19 protein-coding genes and 1 riboswitch are annotated in these 19,172 nt (G+C 57.0%); of the genes, 1 reads left to right on the plus strand and 18 read right to left on the minus strand.

Features of this window, described 5'->3' with window-relative positions; genetic code table 11:
* The 18 genes from B5M42_RS24750 to B5M42_RS24835 form a co-directional block, all read right to left on the minus strand.
* Positions 1-1,518 (minus strand): beta strand repeat-containing protein (locus B5M42_RS24750; RefSeq protein ID WP_407946146.1); only part of this gene is annotated, 1,518 nt, incomplete at its 3' end.
* Between the two features lie 834 nt (positions 1,519-2,352).
* Complete coding sequence (locus B5M42_RS24755) at positions 2,353-3,312, minus strand: RluA family pseudouridine synthase (RefSeq protein ID WP_134756993.1); 960 nt, start codon at positions 3,310-3,312, stop codon at positions 2,353-2,355.
* Positions 3,309-3,878 (minus strand): cob(I)yrinic acid a,c-diamide adenosyltransferase, encoded by a 570-nt coding sequence (locus B5M42_RS24760; protein ID WP_134756991.1) that lies wholly within the window; start codon positions 3,876-3,878, stop codon positions 3,309-3,311. The genes B5M42_RS24755 and B5M42_RS24760 overlap by 4 nt, the downstream gene beginning before the upstream one ends.
* Positions 3,879-3,918: 40 nt before the next feature.
* The gene (locus B5M42_RS24765) at positions 3,919-5,745 is read right to left on the minus strand and encodes a cobyric acid synthase (RefSeq protein WP_407946147.1); all 1,827 of its coding nucleotides are present in this window, start codon (positions 5,743-5,745) and stop codon (positions 3,919-3,921) included.
* A 124-nt stretch (positions 5,746-5,869) separates the two neighbouring features.
* Positions 5,870-6,985 (minus strand): threonine-phosphate decarboxylase CobD, encoded by a 1,116-nt coding sequence (gene cobD, locus B5M42_RS24770; RefSeq protein ID WP_134756989.1) that lies wholly within the window; start codon positions 6,983-6,985, stop codon positions 5,870-5,872.
* A gap of 524 nt (positions 6,986-7,509) precedes the next feature.
* On the minus strand, positions 7,510-8,349 hold the full coding sequence (gene cobS, locus B5M42_RS24775) for an adenosylcobinamide-GDP ribazoletransferase (protein ID WP_134756987.1): 840 nt from the start codon (positions 8,347-8,349) through the stop codon (positions 7,510-7,512).
* Positions 8,322-9,479: an adenosylcobinamide-phosphate synthase CbiB gene (cbiB, locus tag B5M42_RS24780; RefSeq protein WP_134756985.1), complete on the minus strand. Its 1,158-nt coding sequence runs from the start codon at positions 9,477-9,479 to the stop codon at positions 8,322-8,324. The genes cobS and cbiB overlap by 28 nt, the downstream gene beginning before the upstream one ends.
* Positions 9,480-9,808: 329 nt before the next feature.
* Positions 9,809-10,381, minus strand: coding sequence for a bifunctional adenosylcobinamide kinase/adenosylcobinamide-phosphate guanylyltransferase (gene cobU, locus B5M42_RS24785; RefSeq protein ID WP_134756983.1), 573 nt, complete (start codon positions 10,379-10,381; stop codon positions 9,809-9,811).
* 35 nt (positions 10,382-10,416) lie between these two features.
* Positions 10,417-11,466: a nicotinate-nucleotide--dimethylbenzimidazole phosphoribosyltransferase gene (gene cobT, locus B5M42_RS24790; protein WP_134756981.1), complete on the minus strand. Its 1,050-nt coding sequence runs from the start codon at positions 11,464-11,466 to the stop codon at positions 10,417-10,419.
* A 2-nt stretch (positions 11,467-11,468) separates the two neighbouring features.
* Entirely contained in the window at positions 11,469-12,266 is a 798-nt protein-coding gene (locus B5M42_RS24795; protein ID WP_134756979.1) for an ABC transporter ATP-binding protein, read from the minus strand.
* A 4-nt stretch (positions 12,267-12,270) separates the two neighbouring features.
* Positions 12,271-13,308 (minus strand): FecCD family ABC transporter permease, encoded by a 1,038-nt coding sequence (locus tag B5M42_RS24800; RefSeq protein WP_134756977.1) that lies wholly within the window; start codon positions 13,306-13,308, stop codon positions 12,271-12,273.
* Positions 13,308-14,336 carry an ABC transporter substrate-binding protein gene (locus tag B5M42_RS24805; protein ID WP_230633177.1) on the minus strand — a complete coding sequence of 343 codons (1,029 nt, stop codon included), beginning with the start codon at positions 14,334-14,336 and terminating at the stop codon, positions 13,308-13,310. Before B5M42_RS24805 ends, B5M42_RS24800 begins: the two co-directional genes overlap by 1 nt.
* 135 nt (positions 14,337-14,471) lie before the next feature.
* A riboswitch (cobalamin riboswitch) is annotated at positions 14,472-14,680 on the minus strand.
* A gap of 65 nt (positions 14,681-14,745) precedes the next feature.
* On the minus strand, positions 14,746-15,279 hold the full coding sequence (locus tag B5M42_RS24810; RefSeq protein ID WP_134756975.1) for a hypothetical protein: 534 nt from the start codon (positions 15,277-15,279) through the stop codon (positions 14,746-14,748).
* Between the two features lie 40 nt (positions 15,280-15,319).
* Positions 15,320-15,586 carry an aspartyl-phosphate phosphatase Spo0E family protein gene (locus B5M42_RS24815; protein ID WP_134756973.1) on the minus strand — a complete coding sequence of 89 codons (267 nt, stop codon included), beginning with the start codon at positions 15,584-15,586 and terminating at the stop codon, positions 15,320-15,322.
* Positions 15,587-15,653: 67 nt separating this feature from the next.
* The gene (locus B5M42_RS24820; RefSeq protein WP_134756971.1) at positions 15,654-16,850 is read right to left on the minus strand and encodes an aminotransferase class I/II-fold pyridoxal phosphate-dependent enzyme; all 1,197 of its coding nucleotides are present in this window, start codon (positions 16,848-16,850) and stop codon (positions 15,654-15,656) included.
* 14 nt (positions 16,851-16,864) lie between these two features.
* The gene (locus B5M42_RS24825) at positions 16,865-17,356 is read right to left on the minus strand and encodes an Lrp/AsnC family transcriptional regulator (RefSeq protein WP_134756970.1); all 492 of its coding nucleotides are present in this window, start codon (positions 17,354-17,356) and stop codon (positions 16,865-16,867) included.
* Between the two features lie 196 nt (positions 17,357-17,552).
* The gene (locus B5M42_RS24830; RefSeq protein ID WP_134756968.1) at positions 17,553-18,149 is read right to left on the minus strand and encodes a hypothetical protein; all 597 of its coding nucleotides are present in this window, start codon (positions 18,147-18,149) and stop codon (positions 17,553-17,555) included.
* Between the two features lie 137 nt (positions 18,150-18,286).
* Positions 18,287-18,664 (minus strand): CDI toxin immunity protein, encoded by a 378-nt coding sequence (locus B5M42_RS24835; protein ID WP_134756966.1) that lies wholly within the window; start codon positions 18,662-18,664, stop codon positions 18,287-18,289.
* A gap of 338 nt (positions 18,665-19,002) precedes the next feature.
* On the opposite strand from B5M42_RS24835, the gene B5M42_RS25810 reads away from it, so the two are divergent.
* Positions 19,003-19,172, plus strand: a 170-nt coding sequence (locus B5M42_RS25810; protein ID WP_407946119.1) for a transposase, incomplete at its 3' end; no start/stop codon positions are given.

A 19,172-nucleotide genomic window follows, 5' to 3' on the forward strand; every position in this document is an offset into this window, starting at 1 on the left:
ATCGGTCACGATCAGCGTATGCGCGCCCTCCGCGCTCACTGTGCTGCCGCTCGAGAAGGCCGAGCCGTCCAGTGTCGCTGTGCCTTCGTTGAACGTCGGCGTCTGGTTCGTATTGTACAAGCCGCTGTCCGTTACGCCGCTTACGACCGGCGCCGTTTTATCGATGGTGAACGTAATCGTCGTCGTGTTGCCTGCTGCGTCCGTGGCAATCAGTGTATGCGAGCCTTCCGCACTCACGGTGCTGCCGCTTGTAAATGCCGAGCCGTCCAGCGTCGCTGTGCCGTCGCTGATTGTGAGGGTACGATTCGTGTTGTAGTTACCCAAGTCGGCTGCTCCCGTTACCGTCGGGCCGGTTTTGTCAATCGTGAAGTTGACCGTCGTCACATTGCCCGCTGCATCGGTCACGATCAGCGTATGCGCGCCCTCCGCGCTCACTGTGCTGCCGCTCAAGAAGGCCGAGCCGTCCAGCGTCGCTGTGCCTTCGTTGAACGTCGGCGTCTGGTTCGTATTGTACAAGCCGCTGTCCGTTACGCCGCTTACGACCGGCGCCGTTTTATCGATGGTGAACGTAATCGTCGTCGTATTGCCTGCTGCATCTGTGGCAATCAACGTATGCGAGCCTTCCGCACTCACGGTACTGCCGCTCGTAAACGCTGAGCCGTCCAGCGTCGCTGTGCCGTCGCTCAAGGTGAGCGTGCGGTTTGTGTTGTAGCTGCCCCCGTCGGCTGCTCCCGTTACTGTCGGGCCGGTTTTGTCAATCGTGAAGTTGACCGTTGTCACATTACCCGCTGTATCGGTGACGATCAGCGTATGCGCGCCCTCTGCGCTCACCGTGCTGCCGCTCGTAAAGGCCGAGCCGTCCAGTGTCGCTGTCCCTTCGTTGAACGTAATCGTTTTGTTTACAGTATACGTGCTGCTGTTCGTCACGCCGGTCACGATGGGCGCTGTTTTGTCAATCGTGAAGGTCACGGTTCTGCTATTTCCCGCTGCATCGGTTGCAATCACCGTATGCGAGCCTTCTGCCGTCACTGTGTTGCCGCTGGTGAACGCCGAACCGTCCAGCGTCGCTGTGCCGTCGCTAATTGTAATCGTTCGGTTGCTGTTATAAGCAGTTCCGTCGGTTGCTCCCGAAATCGTAGGAGCGGTTTTATCAATCGTAAAATGCACGGTAGTGACGTTGTTCGCCGCATCCGTAACGATCAAGGTATACGAGCCCTCCGTGCTTACCGTGCTGCCGCTCGTAAAATTAGAACCATTCAATGTGGCTGTGCCTTCATCGAAGGTAATCGTTTTGTTCGTATTGTAAAGTCCGCCTTCCGAGACCCCGGTGACTACCGGCGGCGTCGTATCCGCTCCACCTGTCAAAATCAACTGAGGTTTATACGCTGAGCTGGCCTTGGTATAAAAACCAAAATACGCAGTTGTACTCGGAGCGTTTCGTCCGATGAACAAAAATGTAATGTCAGTTGCCCCGCCAACAATCTTGCTTTTGACATAGTCCGTTACATCAAAAGTCAAACATCCTTTGAGTACATTGCTGACCGGGGTACATCCAACAGAGCTTGTGTCCAAATGAAAGGTGCCGTTTGTGTCAACAACCGGAACTTGCTGTAAGCCTGCGGTATCAAGCAAGGGATCATTATTGTCAGCCGGAAAATTACTGACATTACCCGAAAGCCCCTCCGCCCAATTTGTCGTATTGGAAGCGTTGACGGTCATCCAAACATTTTGCGGGCTCGTAGCCGCATTGATGTAAGCACCGGCAACGAATAATTTTAATGTCACTGAGCCTGTTGACATCGTATTGTTTAAACCGCTAAAGTTGATCGCGGCCGAAAGCCTTCCTCCGCTATCTGCCGAGTTGCCTACGAGATCGACATACGGACTGCCGGTTACATTGTCCAGATAGGCATCAATTCCTCCTGGAATAACGTCGCCCCCCGATGTAATAAACACATCTTTCGAGGGGGTTATCGTAGTGTCCCCACTGGCCCAAACCCGTTGGTTGCCCCCATTAGGCAAGAAGCCGACGACGGCAAGAGCAACAATTAATACAATAGATATTCTCCTTAACAAATCCATTACCTCCATCTGTCACCATTAATTCCATCTTCAGGAATTTGTTGAACCGAAATTAGCTTTTTTCTATCAATAAATAATTAAATTCGACAGTTAATTGAAATTTCCTTTTTGATTGATATTATTTTACAAATTATCTATCCCATAACTTATGAGGCAATTTTGATTTTATGCTGCCGGACTATTTCAACAAAACATAGAAACTGAATTTTTCCAAATAAAAAGCCATGCTTGTCAGCACAGCCTGAATCCTCGGAATTATTTGTATATATATTATAATTCAAACTGCGCGCAACCGTCCCCCCGCCCCGCCAGCGCCTCGCGCAGCTGCGCCAGGTCCGCCGGCAGTGGCGCGGCGAACTCCGTCCACGCCCGCGTGCCGGGGTGCGTGAACCCCAGCAGGCGCGCATGCAGCGCCTGTCTGCCCGGCAGCCCGCCGAGCGCGGCCTGCCAATCCGCATACGCGTGCAGCGTGTACATCTTGTCCCCCACCAGCGGGTGGCCAAGATGCGTCATATGCACGCGTATCTGATGGGTGCGGCCGGTTTCCAGCCACAGCCGCACCAAAGCCGCCTGGTCGTATTGCTCGACCAGCTCATAATGCGTCACCGCCGCAGCGCCAGCCGGCGTGACGATGCGCACATGCGGCTGCGCCGGGTCGCGGTCAATCGGCGCGTCCACCGTGCCGCGCGGGGCGGCGAGCGTACCCCAGACGAACGCCAGGTACTCTTTTTTCACCGTATGTCGGATCATTTGCTCGGAAATTTGCTGATGCACATAAGGCGTTTTGGCAATCGCCAGCACCCCCGATGTCTCCTGATCAAGCCGGTGCACGGGCCGGAACCGCACGCTTTCCCCCGCCTGCCGCCAATGATGCACAACCGCGTTCGCCAGCGTGTTGACATAATGACCGTGCGTCGGATGCACAATCATGCCCGCCTCCTTGGCCACAACCAGCAGATGCTCGTCCTCGTGCACAATCGTCAACGGCAAATCCTGCGGCAAAATATCGTCGGACTCCTCCTGCGCCATCCGCACTTCAACCCGGTCGCCGGCCGCGACCTTGACGCTGATGTAACGGCGTTCGCCGTTGACCGTAATCCCCATCTCGGTCAGCTTCAGCCGGGAGAGCAGCTTGCGCGACACCATCAGCCGCTTTTGCAAAATCGTTTTAAGCAAAAAGCCGTCCTCTTCAGGAGGCACGACATAGACCAAAGGTTCGTAATAGCTCATGATTGTCGACGGAACACCTCGGCGCTGCGCACATACTCGACATCGGCTACGCCTTCGCGGAAATTCGCGGTACGGGCAATCGTGAAAAACAGATCGGACAGCCGGTTCAAATACCGGCGCACCTCGGGATTGATCGCTTGCTCGCGCGCCAACGTGACCACGCGGCGTTCCGCACGGCGGCATACCGTCCGGCAAACGTGAAGCGCAGATGACACCTGCCCCCCTCCAGGCAAAATAAACCGCGTAATATCCGGCGTCTCCGCATCGTATTTGTCAATCCACGGCTCCAGCGCTGCCACCATCTCCGCCGTTACCTTGTAAGGCCGCAGCTCCTCGCGCAGCAGCGCCAAATCCGAACCGCAATCAAACAGCTCGTGCTGCACCTGCAGCAAATCGGCCAGCAAATCGCCAAAACGTTCCGTATCCATGAAGCTCATCGCCTGACCGAGAAAGCTGTTAAGCTCATCCACCGTCCCGTAGGCCTCGACGCGCGCGTCGTCCTTGTCGACCCGCCCGCCAATCACGCCGGTTTGCCCGGCATCCCCGGTGCGCGTATAAATTTTCATTCGTCGTCAACCACCCTTCTTAGGCTAAAATAAATCGCCACTACCGCTTCGTTACCCCTATCATCTCATAGATCCGCGCCATATCCAAGTGCGTACGCACATGCGCGGCCAGCCGGTCAAACGCCGCTTCCCGGCGCTCTCCGAACCGCAAATCCGCACCAAGCGGCGCCAGCCCCTTCGCTACTCGGATGCGGTTGAGCCAAGCCCGCCGAAAGTCGTCGTTATGCAAAATCCCATGCACATACGTGCCCCAGATGCGCCCGTCCCGCGCCGCTGCTCCGTCGCCGTGTAACGCTTCGCCTTCAGCCGCCACCTGAAACGGCGGCTCGACATGGGTCAAATAGCGTGTGCGGCCCATGTGAATCTCATAGCCTTCGATCGCGAGATCGGCTGGAACGGCGGCTGGCGGAAATGCGAGTTCGGCCGGTAGCGAAGCCGGGATTGTAACCGGCAAGGATTGGGCCTCGGCTGCTGTGTCCGCCTTTTTCTCGGCCCCGAGGTCTACCCGTGGTACTGGCCTTGTTTCTATCTCATCTTCTACCTCCGCGCCTGTCCCGACCCCAACTCCTGTCCCTGTCCCTGTCCCTGTCCTTGTCCTTGTCCTTGTCCTTGTCCTTGTCCTTGTCCCTGCCTCCGCCCCCGTCTCCGCCTCAGCCCGCCCGGCCGAGACGCGGCCTTCCTCCACCGCGCCGCCACGCGGAGGCGGGGCAAGCAACGTGCAGAAGCCGCGCACCCGCACGGTACGCTTGGCCGACGTGAACTCCGTTTCCGTCGGCAGCAGTCCGAGGCCGGGCAGCTCCGGCCACGCAGCTTCATGGCCGTGCGGATCGAGCAGCCGCCGGCCAAGCATTTGGTAGCCGGCGCAAATACCGGCTACCCAACCCGTCTCGGCGTAGCGCAGCAAGCGCTCGGCGAGACCGGATTGATGGAGGAAGCGCAGGTCCTCCATCGTGTTTTTGCTGCCGGGCAGCAGCACGGCGTCCGGCTCGCCCCATTCGGCGACGCTGGCGACATAACGCAGCCGCACGTCCGGCTCGGCCTCCAGCGGATCGAAATCCGTGAAGTTCGACAACCGCGGCAGTTGAATGACGACGATATCTAGCTGATCCGCCATTGCACTGGCCGACGGACGGGACCGGCCGGACTGCCGCTTGGAATCCAATGAAGCGCCGTCTTCATCCTCAACGCCCAGTTGCGGCAAATAAGGCACCACGCCAAGCACCGGCTTGCCCGTGCGCGCCTCCAGCCAATCCAGCCCGGGCTGGAGCAAGCTCACATCGCCGCGGAATTTGTTAATGATGAAGCCGCAGACGCGCGCCCGCTCCTCCGGTTCCAGAATCTCCATCGTCCCGACGATGGACGCAAACACGCCGCCGCGGTCGATATCGGCAACCAGCAGCACCGGCGCGTTGGCCCATCCGGCCAGCCGCATGTTGACGATGTCCCGGTCCTTGAGATTAACCTCGGCCGGGCTGCCCGCTCCCTCCAGCACAACAAGCTCATAGGCGTCGCGCAGCCGTCCCAGCGCCGCTTTCACAATCGCTTCCGCCTTGGGCAAATACGTCTCCCGGTACGCCCGCGCCTCCATATCCAGCAGCGGCACGCCATGCACAACCACCTGCGCAACCATGTCCTGCTTGGGCTTGAGCAGAATCGGATTCATATCCGTCGTCGCCGCAATGCCGCAAGCCTCCGCCTGCACGCCCTGCGCGCGGCCGATCTCCTTGCCGTCGTACGTCACATAGGAATTGAGCGACATATTTTGCGACTTGAACGGCGCCACCCGCAAGCCGTCCTGCGCGAAAATACGGCATAACGCCGCAGTCAAAATACTTTTGCCCACGTCCGAAGCCGTTCCCTGCAGCATCAGCGTCGGCGCAGCTCCCAGCCGCTCTCCGTCACGCCAGCCGGGCAACCGCCGGGCAACGAACTCTCCAGCCCTTGCCTCCCTTAACGCCTCGCCCCCGGCATGACACCCCGTTAGCCCCGCTTCATCGTCCCGCTCCATCTCTGACCCCCCGCTCCGCACGCAGTTCCTCCAGCATATGAGCCAGCCCGGCCAGCAGACGTTCATTATCCTCGCGCCCGCGCACCGCAACACGCGCATAGCGACCATCCAGACCGGGAAACAGCGAAGCATCGCGAATCAAAATCCCCTGCCGACCCATCCGGCGCTGCGCCTCCTGCACATCCATCCCCCATTCCTCGGGAAACGCCAGCAAAATAAAATTCACATCACTCTCAAACGCGATCAGTCCAAGCCCTTGCAAGCCCTCCAGCAAACGCGGCTTCTCCGCCTCCAGCCACTCATGACTGCGCCGCTCAAAATCGGCGTCGTCAAGCACCGAGGCACCTATCCGCTGAGCTAAATAATTCACGCTCCAAGGCACCTGCAGCGCAGCCAGCCGGCGAATTCGCCGGGGGTGCCCAACAACAAAACCTAGCCGAATACCCGGAATTGCATAAAACTTGGTCATCGAGCGCACAACCAGCACATGCTCAGCCGCCGCCGCCCGCCGCAGCAGCGAACGCTCCGCTTCATCCGGCACAAAATCCATGAACGCCTCGTCTACAATCAGCGGCTTTCCGGCGTCGGCCAACCGCTCCAGCAGCGCAGATTCGATCATGCGGCCCGTCGGATTGTTCGGATGACCGAGAAACAACGCGTCGCATCGCTCAAGCGCCTCGAACGCCTCCGCTTCCCCGAGCGCAAACTGCTGCCCGGCCTGCAGCGGAATGTCATACAACGCACCTCCTGCCTTGCGCACCGCTTCTTCATATTCGGAAAAAGAGGGCCGGGCCACGCCCGTAACCGTCGGCCGCAGCTCGCGCACGGCCAGATCAATCAGCTCGGCGGCGCCGTTGCCGACGAGAATACATTCGGCGGAGATCCCGTATTTGCGCGCCAAGCGGCAACGCAGCTCACGTACCGCCGGATCGGGATATCGCACAATATCCGCTGCCGCCGTTTGCAGCAGCTCGCCCACCACAGCGGGCGGTCCAAGCGGATTCATATTGGAGCTGAAATCCAGAAATTGCCCCTCAGGCCGGCCAAAAGCTTCGGCCGCAGTCCGCAAGTCCCCGCCATGTCCGTAACGCTCCAGCATCGCCAACTTCCTTTCCATATGTAAAATAAAGCCGCACCGCCAGCCATGCCGGATCGGATGCGGGCCGACAGCAGCTTTTCCACACCACGCTCGACTCCCGGAGCGCCGTGCCGACTATTCAGAGGCTGTCAGACCCGTGTACCCATGTTCGGCTATCTTCCGCACCGCACCCAACTCTCGGGCGCGGTGTCGGCCGTTCAGCGTCTGTCAGACCCGTGTACCCACGTTCGGCTATCTTCCGCACCGTGCGCAGCTCCCGGGCGCGCTGCCAGCCGTTCGGGAGCTGTCAGACCCGTGTACCCACGTTCGACTATCTTCCGCACCTCGCAATTCCCGGAGCACAATGCCGCCCGTTCAGCAACTTTCAAACCCTTTTCGTCTGTTCACGACTGCACCGACGGGGCAATGCCGTCCTTTTATCAATCCATCCGACTCGGTTTACCGCCTCGCTGCTCGTCTTTCTATGCCGCGCGATCCACGAGCAGCACCGCTGCCCGTCAGTCCCCCACGCCGCATCCAACCAACTACACCAGCAGCGCTACCACAACCAGCAGCAGCACCGCTTCCAGCAGCTCGTTCAGCGCGCCGTAAATATCGCCGGTCAAGCCGCCCAGCTTGCGGTGAATGCCAGCAGCCAGCGCCCAGCCGAATAGTGCCGTTATCCCAGGCAGCAGCGCCAGAACCGCTACAGCAGGCAGCGACACAACCGTCTCCAGCGAAGCGCGGGCCAGCCACAGCGCACCGCAGCCCAGAACGAGCGCAAGCACCGTGCCGGCCAGCGCGTGGCGCACACGGACACTGCGAAACAAAGCGCCCAGCCCGGACCCGGCGCGCGCATACGGCCAGCGGCAAATCGCAATAATCAGAAACCAGCGGCTCCACAGCGGGATGACCGTCAGCAGCGCGCCTGCCGCAAGCGCCCCAGTTCCCCCGGACAGCGGCAACGCAGACAATAATGCGGCCTTGATCAGCACATGCAGCACGCAGACGATCACGCCCATCGCGCCGACGCGACTGTCCTTCATGATCTCCAGCATCTGCTCGCGCGGTCTGTGACTTAGCAGACCGTCCGCGGCATCCATCAAGCCGTCCAGATGCAGCCCGCCGGTCAAAGCTACCCAAAACGCCAGCAGCAGCACCGTCGCCGGCCAGACCGGCAGCCATTGCTGCAGCCCCCAGCCCGACAATGCCAGCAGCAGCCCCAGCACGCCGCCCACAAGCGGATAAAACACCACACTGCGCCGAAAAACCTGATCCGTATACGTCAAACGGACGGGGATCGGCAATCGGGTCAAAAATTGAAAAGAAGCCGTCAAAGCCATCAGCCCGCTTTGAACTAGCGCCCAAACAGCGCGATCACGCATAATAACCCTCCCATCGCGAGCAGGCTGACGCCGTACAGCATCCTGACGGCAAGATCAATATCCCGCTGCGTCCGCTCCCGCATCGGCCAGCCCATACGCGCCCGCTCGCTCGGCACGCCGCCGTAAACATTCAGCCCGCCCAGCTCAATGCCGAGCGCCCCGGCTGCCGCCGACTCGGGAATGCCGCTGTTCGGGCTGGGGTGAAGGCGCGCGAAGCGGCGGATTGCCCGCGCCGCTCGCTGCGCCGAAAGCCCCGGCGTCAGCAGCGCGACGCCGACCATCAGGGCGCCGGTCAGCCGCGCCGGCACCCAATTCAAGACGTCGTCCCAGCGCGCCGACGCCCAGCCAAAATCGCGGTAGGCATCGTTCCGGTAGCCGACCATCGAATCGAGCGTATTCGCGGCTCGATAAGCCATTGCCAGCGGCGCCCCGCCCAGCGCCGCATACAAAAGCGGGGCGATCACCGCATCGACGATATTTTCCGCAACCGTCTCCACGACGGCCCGCGTCAGCTCCTTCTCGTCCAAAGCGGCCGTATCTCGCCCCACGATATAGCCCGTGTACTTGCGGGCCGCTTCGAGATCGCCTTGACGCAGCGGCTCATAAACCCGGTACGCCGCCTGCTTCAGTCCCTTCACAGCGATCGTGGAAGCGATAAACCAAATCGACACGGCATAGCCGAGCCACGGATGGACCCAATCGGCCAACAGCGTCAGCCCGTACATCGCTCCAAAGCTGAGCAGAACCGTAGTCCCGGTCAGTACTACGCCTTGCCATTTAACACGGCTAGAGCTTTCTGCTGCTCTTGCAGACGTAACACCGTCAGTCAACCGACTGGCAGCAGCTTCTTCTCGCCCACTTCCTCCGGCAGCTGTGGATTCGGGACCCGCCGTGCCAACCGCAGCCCCTTGCTCCAAGCTGTTTGCCCCAGCTTGCGGCGGCGTGCCGGCATCGGCTTTCCCGCCGACTCCGCCAGCGGTACGAGGCCGCAGCTTGCGTTCAACAAACCGCACCCAACGGCCGATATAAATCACCGGATGCGTCGGCCATTTGGGATCACCAATCAGCAGGTCGAGCGCCAACGCCGCCGCTGTCAGCGCAATCAGTTCATGCCACGAATACATCCACATTGCTTCATCCCCTGCGTCCAGTCCTCAAGCGTTTCCTGCCCCTAACGAGATCATCGCTTGCCGCTGCCTTCTGAATGTTTGATTCCCGTATCCCATCGTCCGGTATCCGAATCGCAACCTCGGCATCTATTCAGTAAATCTCCACCGAATCTGCGCTCTTGGCATGCAGCACCAGTAGCTCTCCCCGAATATTCAGGGGAGCTCTTGCTCTTGCTCTTGCTCTTGCTCTTGCTCTTGCTCTTGCTCTTGCTCCCGCTCCTTGCTCACCGCGCGCAATTTCCGAAAGATACCTCCCGTATAGCTGCTTTCAGACGCTCTCTGCTTCCCGCTTAATCCCTTGCTTCATCCATCCGGTACGCCAGCCGTTTCAGCTCAACCGGGATGCCGGCAGTAACCAGAAACACTTCGTCGCAAACAGCGGCCATCCGCTGATTAAGTCGGCCGGCCAAATCGCGAAAACGGCGTCCGAGCAAGTATTCCGGAACGATCCCGCTGCCGACCTCATTGGTAACGAGGATCAGCTTGCCGTCAAAAGCAGCCGCAGCCGCTACAAGCGCATCAATTTGTGCCGTCACAAGAAGCTCGCTTGCAGGCTCGCGCTCGACGCGCAGCAAACAGTTGGACAACCACAACGTCAAGCAATCCACCAGCACAGCGTCTCCGCCCGTTTCTCCGCTTAGACGTCCCAGCAAATCAGCCAGTTCATACGGCTCCTCCAGCGTCTGCCAAGCGAAATCGGCGGCCATCCGCTGGCTGCGGTGCGCTTCGACCCGCTCGCGCATTTCCTCATCATAAATTTGCGAGGTAGCGATATACATTCCCCGCTGACTGCGGCGCTTGGCCAGCTTTTCTGCGAAGGCGCTTTTGCCGCTGCGCGCTCCGCCGGTTACCAGAATCGGCATCCTGCTCTCTCCCCTTTCCCGGCCGCTCACCGCGCCTAAGCTTGCGATACGCCGGCACTGGCGAAGGTGGCCATTTCGCGCATAATTTTACCCGCCGCATCGACCAGCGTAAACGCCAGAACCGCTCCCGTCCCTTCACCCAGCCGCATATCCATATGCAGCATCGGCGACAGGCCAATCGCCTCCAGCAGCCGGGCGTGTCCCTGCTCCTGCGATAAGTGCGACGCCAGCATGTACGACGTGCTCAGCGGAGAGATCCGGCTGGCGACGAGCGCCGCCGCCGAAGAAATAAAACCGTCGATGATCACCGGACAGCGGTTGCGCGCAGCGCCAAGAATGACGCCGACAAGGCCCGCAATCTCCAACCCGCCCACCTTGGCCAGTGCCTCCAGCGGCTTGTCCGCCTCCGGCGCATTGACCTCCAGAGCCTGCTGCACGACCGCAACCTTATGCAGCCAGCCTTCATCGTCGATGCCCGTTCCCCGGCCCACCGCCTGCGCCGGCGCAAGGCCGGTCAGCGCGCACAGGAGAGCCGCGCTTGGCGTCGTATTGCCGATGCCCATTTCCCCCGTAGCCAGCAACCGCACGCCCCGTGCAGCCAGCTCATCGACCAATTCGATGCCCGCGGCAATCGCCTGCTCGGCTTCCCCCATCGTCATCGCGGCCCCGCGCGCCATATTGCCGGTCCCCTTGCGCACCTTGCGCGATACGAGCCCCGGATGCTCCAGATCCGCGTTAACGCCAATATCGACGCACACCACCTCGGCCCCGACATGACGAGCCAGCACATTGACCGCCGCGCCGCCGTTCAGGAAGTTGAGCACCATCTGCGGCGTCACCTCGGACGGAAAGGCGCTAACGCCTTCTTCACATACGCCGTGATCGCCAGCCATCACAATGACGGCCTTACCTCCCGGCTCCGGCAGAACCTGACCTGTGATCCCGGCCCATTGCCGGGCAATGGCTTCCAGCTTGCCCAGACTTCCCGGCGGCTTGGTCAACTGATCCAGATGCGCCGAAGCAGCGCTCATGGCCTCTTCGTCCAACGGCACAATCTCGACCAGCACTTTTTCGATATCCAACATGCCTATATCTCCCCTTCATCATCCGCTGCCCGCTGCAGCAAAATTTGCGGCGTTCCGTTCACCGGATGCGCCAGTACAATCGGCTCCGTCCCGTATACGCGAGAAATCAATCCCGCACCCATCAATTCATTTGGCGCGCCAATCGCAACGGCTCTGCCTTCATGCACAACAAGCAGCCGGCTGCAATATTGCGCCGCCAAATTCAAATCGTGCAGCACGGCTACAACGGTCAGCCCACTGGCCCGCTGCCATGAGCGGATATAGTCCATCATTTGCATTTGATAGCCGATATCCAGAAATGTCGTCGGTTCATCCAGCATCAACAAGCGCGGCTGCTGCGCCATCACCTTGCCGAGCGCCACCCGCTGGCGTTCGCCTCCGCTCAACAGCTCAATCGGCCGATCCAGCAACGGCTGCAGCTGCAGCTTGTCCACAATGCCTTCAATCAACGCAGCAGCCTCCCGATCGTCCCGGCCCAGCCAGCTTTGGAACGGAAACCGCCCCATCTCGATCACCTCGCGGACGGTAAAACCGACCGGCGGCAGCGCGTCCTGCTGCAGCACCGCTACCCAGCGGGCCAGCTCCTTTCGCCCGTAAGACGAAGCCGGACGTCCAGCCAACCGCACCTCACCGGACGTGGGCGGCTCCAGCCCCGACAACAGCTGCAGCAAGGTCGACTTACCGCTGCCATTGGGCCCGATAATGCCTAAGAATTCCCCGCGCTCCACCGTCAGCGACACCTCGCGCAGCACCTCCGGCCCGCTGCCAAAGCTTTTGGTCACGTTCATGACTTCGATCATGCCATCAACCTCTTAACGTTTTCTTTTGCTTATTGAGCAAATAGGCGAAAAACGGCGCTCCGAGAAAAGCCGTCACTACACCCAGCGGAATTTCCGTCTGCCCGAGAACCGTCCGGGCCAGCGTATCGGCCCACAGCACATAAATCCCCCCTCCAATCGCCGACAGCGGCAGGATCAGCCGATAATCCGGACCGGCCAGCAGCCGCACAAGATGCGGCACAATCAAGCCGACAAAGCCGATTACGCCCGCCACGGATACCGCTGCAGCCGTAACCAGCGTCGAAACGACGAGCACGAACAGCTTCGTCCGCTCGACATTCACACCCATATGCGAAGCCTCACGCTCGCCCAGCGCCAGCAAATTAAGCGACCGCGCACAGCCCAGCAGGAGCACAAACCCAACCGCCCAATACGGCGCAATCACCTGCGTGTAGGGCCAACCCCGCATCGCCAAACTGCCCATCAGCCAGAAGATAATTTCATTAATCACCTGATCCGACAACGCCACCATAAACGACACTATCGCACCCAAAAACGCCTGCATCACCACGCCGGACAAAATCAGCGTTTCCATCTTCAGCTTGCCGTCCACCCGCGCCAGCTTGAGCACCAGCAGCAGCGAGCCAAAGCCGGTAGCGAATGCGACAACCGGAATCGACCACTGACCGAACCAAGCGTATTGCAGGCCAAAATAAATCAAAAACGCCGCGCCGACAGAAGCTCCCGAAGCAACGCCCAGCGTCGACGGGTCGGCTAGCGGATTGCGCAGCACGCCTTGAAACGCCGCGCCGGCTACTGCCAGCGACGCGCCTACGAGCACGCCCAGCACGACGCGCGGCATCCGCACCCGCCAAATAATCGATTCGGCATTCACCGGCCAATCGCCGTGAATATAGCTGCCGATCCACGGCAGCCGACGACCGACAATACCGGCGACCTCAGCCGGGGTCAGATGAGCGCTGCCTACGGCCAAGCTGCCCAAAACAGAAAGAAGAAGGAGCGCCAAGCCCACTCCTCCCCATACAACCAACGATCTTCTCATTATTTCACCCGATCGGGATAAATGCCCTTCGCTATCTCCAGCAGCCCTTGCGTCAAGCGCGGTCCCGGACGGCTCAGCAAATTCTGGTCGATGCCGATAATCCGGTTATTTTTCACCGCATCAATCTGCTCCCAACCGCTGCGCTCGCGGATAATCTGCTCCAGCGGCTTGTTGCTTTTGTCGTCGATTACCCCTTTAGCGTAGAAAATGACCGCCGGATTCTGCTGAATGATTTTTTCCTCGCTAATTTGATACCAGCCCTTGCCGTCCGCAGCGACGTTAATCCCGCCGGCCAGACCGATCAGCTCGCTCATAAACTCGCCGCTACCCACCGTCCAGCCGGGACTGAACTCGATATACACCTTTTGGCGCTGTTCGGGTGTCAAATCCTTAACGGCATTAAGGACTTTCTGGCGATCGTCATTCATTTGTCCGACAATCCGGTCGGCATCGCCCTGACGATCTGTAATGATACCAAAAGTAACGACGTCGGCGATCGCGTCATCCAGCGTTTTCGGCTCCACCTTAAACACATTCAGCTTTAATTCGCGCAGCTTTTGTACCGTCTCGTCGCTCATCGACACGCCTGTAACAATCAAGTCCGCGTTCGCGGCCAGCAAGGCCTCCTGATTCGGTTTCACGATGCTGCCCATCTTCGGCTTGGATTGTACCGCTTCCGGATAGTCGTCATAATCGGCAACGCCGACGATCCGGTCGTCGAGCCCCAGCGCGAACAACGCTTCCGTCTCCGCCGGCGACACCGAGACAATCCGCTGCGGCGCTTTATCGAACGTAAATTCCATTCCGGTCGCATCCTTGATTTTCATCGGGTAATTCGTCTTGTGCGTTTCCGGCACGCGCGTTGGCTGTGGCGTTCCTTTCGCCGCGCTCGTGCCCTGGCTGCTTAATTGCGCCGGGTCGACGATTTCTCCCAATTGATCGTTTTTGGCGCCGCAGGCCGCCAGACTCAGCGCCGCTGCCAGCGTCAAGCCGAGCAGGCCCACGCGCATCCATTTGTTGCTTGCCATATTCCGGTTCCTCCCTTTCAATGCACCGTCGTCCGCAAAAAAGCCCCCGACCCAAAGGGACGGAGGCACGATAAACCGGCAACAGCCGATATCGGCTTTGCATCACGATCTAACGTCGCCCTTTTCCTCGAAGGACTCGCAAGCTTCAACAAGGCAGGTTTCCTGGCTTACGGGTGCTGCCGATCCTCCGCCTTCCCATTTTGCGCTGATGCGAAACAGTGGCTTGTGCGTGGAGGATCTTCCCGAAATACAGTGGCGGGACCGCGCCGGAATCGCACCGGCTTCCCTTTTAACCGATCAAACGTTCAGGAACGCTTGCCGGCACCTTGTGACGGTAACACTATGCAGTTTCTTTGTCGATTATAGGACAGATTGTCCGATTGCACAAGACGCAAGCGCCAAGCGCGGGTTACTTCTCGGCGATTCGAGCGATGACCTGTTTGGCCATCTCGATGCTCGGCGCATTCTCCGGAACGAAAGCAACCAATCCCGTACCGTCGACGCCCTGCTCCTTGAACCATTTGGAATCGGCCATCGCAATGCCATACAAATGCTTCTCGTCCGTCTTGCCCGGCTCCTGCGAAGCAAGCACCTGATCGGGATACGCAGCCGGGTCGGCCACATCGTCCAGCGATACAAAGCCCGCCTGCTTGGACAAAATCTTGAACTGCTCGTCCGGTACAATCAGAATGCCGTTATGCTTGGAAGCAATCTCGACAATCATCTTCTCCATTGAAAAAATCGGCGACACGACCACTTCCACCGTCGGCTTCTCGCCAACCTTGGCGGCAAGTGCAGCCTGCAGCTTGTCGCTGATATCCAGCGGCAATCCGCCTTGCGGTCCCGCCATTACAAATACAGCCACATCCGGGTCCGGCTTGCCGCAGCCTCCCAAGCACCCGATCAACAGCAAAGCAAGCAGCGCCAGTTTGAATCCTTTCATCGTCCTGATACCCTCCGTAGTCATGGAAAAAGTCGGCTCATCACCGACTCTTCTTTCCTTTATTCATATATTCGTTTATTTTCTTATCGAGGATCGTGCTGAGTTCAACGACGGCATCTGAAGTCATTTCCTTACCTTCTACAACCATCTGCTCAAGCATCCGGCGCAAGGAGTGGATTTCTTCTTCAAGAGGGGTCCGGGAGGCGGTTTTCTTCGCATGCTTGAATAACCAGTGAGGCTCGGAATCAGTTTCGCGGATCTGAAAGTGTTTGCGGTAATCGGCTAGTTGATACTCCAGAAAAGCCATGCTCATCCCTCCTTACCTCAAGAATACCAGTTTTTGCAGTCGTTGAAAATAACTTTTTACATATGTTTTACAATTTTCTGATGAAGTTTCCGATTCGCTCCAGCGCTTCCGTCAGTTGGGCTACCGAGGTCGCATAGGAGCAACGCAGGAAGCCTTCGCCGCCCAAACCGAACACATGTCCCGGCACTGCAGCTACCTTGGCTTCCAGCAGCAGGCGTTGGGCAAACTCCTCGGAATTAAGGCCCGTCGCGGCAACGCTCGGGAACGCATAGAACGCGCCCTGCGGCTCATGACATTCCAGACCGATCTCGCGGAAGCCCTTGACGACAAGACGACGGCGCTGATTGTAGGACTCGACCATCCGGTCCTTTTCCTCCAAACCGTTGGTCAACGCTTCATGCGCGGCGACCTGCCCCATCACCGGCGCGCACATTACGGTATATTGGTGAATTTTTGTCATCGCGGCAATCAGGTCCGGGTGACCGCAGGCATAGCCGATCCGCCAGCCGGTCATCGCAAACGCCTTGGCCAAGCCGTTGACGACAATCGTCCGGTCCTTCATGCCGGGCAGCGAAGCGAAGCTCACATGCTTTTGCGAATAGGTCAGCTCGCCGTAAATCTCATCGGAAATCACAATCAAATCGTTTTCCTCGACCAGCTTGGCAATCGGCAGCCAATCCTCGTAGGTCATAATGCCGCCCGTCGGGTTGCTCGGGTAGCAGAGAATCAAAATTTTCGAGTGCGGCGTCAAAGCTGCCTTGAGCGCCTCCGGCTTGAGCTTGAACTCATCCTTGGCAAACGTCTCGATGCCGACCGGAACCCCGCCTCCGAGCGCCGTAATCGGTGAATAAGAAATGTAGCACGGCTCGGGAATCAGAATCTCGTCCCCCGGCACGATCAACGCCCGCAACGCCAAATCAATCGCTTCGCTGCTGCCCACCGTCACAAGCACCTCATTCATCGGCTCATAACGCACCTTGAACGACTTGTGATAATATTCGGCAATCGCCTCGCGCAGCTCGGGAATCCCGGAGTTCGGCGTATACTTCGTGCGGCCCTGCTCCAGCGAATACACCGCGGCTTCGCGCACATGCCAAGGCGTAGAGAAATCCGGCTCGCCGACCCCAAGCGAAATAATATCCTTGCTCCCACTCACCAGATCAAAAAACTTGCGGATGCCCGAAGGCGGTATATTGCGCACGCTTGGCGACAAATACTCTTTCATTGACTTGGTCACACGTCCGACCTGATCTTCTTTAATCATGGCGCATCGGTCCTTTACGGAGAAATCAGCATCCGGTGATCATCCTGGTGATCCTCGAAAATAATGCCGTCCTGCTTGTATTTTTTCAAAATAAAATGCGTTTTCGTCGAAAGCACCCGATCAATCGGGGACAGCTTGTTGGACACAAAGGAAGCGACTTCCTTCAGCGAACGTCCTTCGATCTCGACCAGCAGGTCATAAGCGCCGGACATCAAATAAACCGACTTCACTTCCGGATATAAGTAAATCCGCTCGGCAATCGCGTCGAAGCCGCGACCCCGCTCGGGCGTAATTTGCACCTCGATCAAGGCAGTAACCTTCTCGTCGTCGACCTTGCTCCAGTTGACCACGGTCGCGTACTTGACGATGACCTTATCCGCTTCCATCTCGCTTATCGCTCGCGCCACCTCCGCCTCCGGCGTATCCAGCATAGTCGCGATCAGCTCCGCGCTGCGGCGGGCGTCTTCTTTCAGTAACTCGAGAATTTTAAGCTTCAAAGCATCCATGGTTAACCCTACCTCTCATGTTTGATGGTTCATCCTACAATCTTACAATGAACTGCTGTCCAAATTCAACGTATGCGTGCGCGCAAGGGCGATAAAAAATGGCTATAGGGGATTATCGGGGAGAGAAAAAAGAAACCCTGAGCGGCCGGAGCCGGTCAAGGTTTGGAGAAAAACGAAATCTCAGTTATTATTAGGCTTATTTCTGCCAATAGTCATTAAACCTGTTAAGCAGATTTGAATTGTGTAGTTCAAGTAAAGCCAGCAAATCTCTGGATTCTTTTTTGAGTACGCTCCGACCTGAATTTGCTTTTAGAAATTGCAGGACCTTATTTGCAAAATCCTCTAAAATGGAAATTGGAATATCCTTAACCTCAAGAGTTCCATACAAAGCAAACAGTCCTGACTTTAGAGAATTCAAATCTGAAGCATCCACCTTTTTAAAAATGTCTTTATAAACTGAATGCCCTTCTGGTCTAACAGCTTGCATGAGATTGATAATTCTGTATGGAATGGAAACATTCCTAGAATAGGGTTTAAATAACATTATTAACAACGTATTATAAATCTGAGGTATGACCGTATCCATACCAATAATAATCATATCCAAAAAATGGATATACTTAAAAATAGAGTCTTTGGTTATTTTATTCAAATGTTCCCTATATACGCTAGCAACTTCATCAATGAAATCCGGTTCTGTTACCAACTCCTCTAGCCTTCCCATAAAATTATCATCAAAATCGATTTGATTTTGCAATGTAGTTTCAATGAATTTTTTCGTAATGATTGGCATTGATTTACCTCATTTAGTTTGTGAAATCGCCGCCGTGCATCTGCAGGCAAAGAAAGTACATTTCCCGTGCCACTCATTCGGCATTAGGCAGGGTAGAAGAAAGACCTTGAAGAACTAGCATCCCCAAAGCCACAATATTAAACTTTACCTATAGTGACATCTCCTTCATGGAAAAACTCAATTATTGTTCCATCATCGGGTCTATATAACCATGTATCAAAACTGACAGCTAACACATCATCCAATGACCTGAGAATGCTATTCAGATTCGATTTAACTATAGGTAAACGTGCGTTATCCCAAATAATGAGAAAATCCCCTGCATTCGCGTTTACTCTAGTAAGAATATCGGAAACTACTTCAATAGGTTTTCTCCCCTCAACTCTACTCCAATCTATCCTTCCATGTGAGAATGAAAATGCTTCTCTAAAACGATTGAATTCTTCTTGAGTTTCCGTTTTATTCAAAATGATTGGACTGTCAAGTGCTTCTATACACTCTTCAAATAATGTCATAGTTGCTCTCCTTCTATTTATTCAGCATATTGATATATGACTTAAATGTGGCTTCATTGCCTTCAAACGGTATAACATATTTCGATGCGTTTGCACCTTTCCCATTTCTAAAATCCTCTACATTAATGTGCATTCCTTTTATCGGGTCATAATCCAATCTCCATCTGACTTTACCATCAAGAGATTCTCTCCCAATTACTTTACCATAACCTGCACTAGATTCTAGTCGACCATAATAAGCCCTTGTTTCCCCCATATCTGGAGTGATACGATAAAAATGCAGTCGAAAAATACCCTCGTATGAAATAAAATGAAAGTTGACGAGGGGACGGGAGACAATGAATCGATACGACAAAGCATTCAAAGAAGAAGCCGTAAGATTGAGCGATGAGATGGGACCCAAGAAAGCTGCCGAGCAGCTAGGCGTATCCTACTATACGTTGCAAGAGTGGAGAAAGCGAAGAACCCTGCACGGAGACGGAGCGCATATCGGGAGCGGACGCGCTTA

It is taken from the genome of Paenibacillus athensensis (assembly GCF_004514475.2).
In the GTDB taxonomy this organism is placed as follows: Bacteria; Bacillota; Bacilli; order Paenibacillales; family NBRC-103111; genus Paenibacillus_AL; species Paenibacillus_AL athensensis.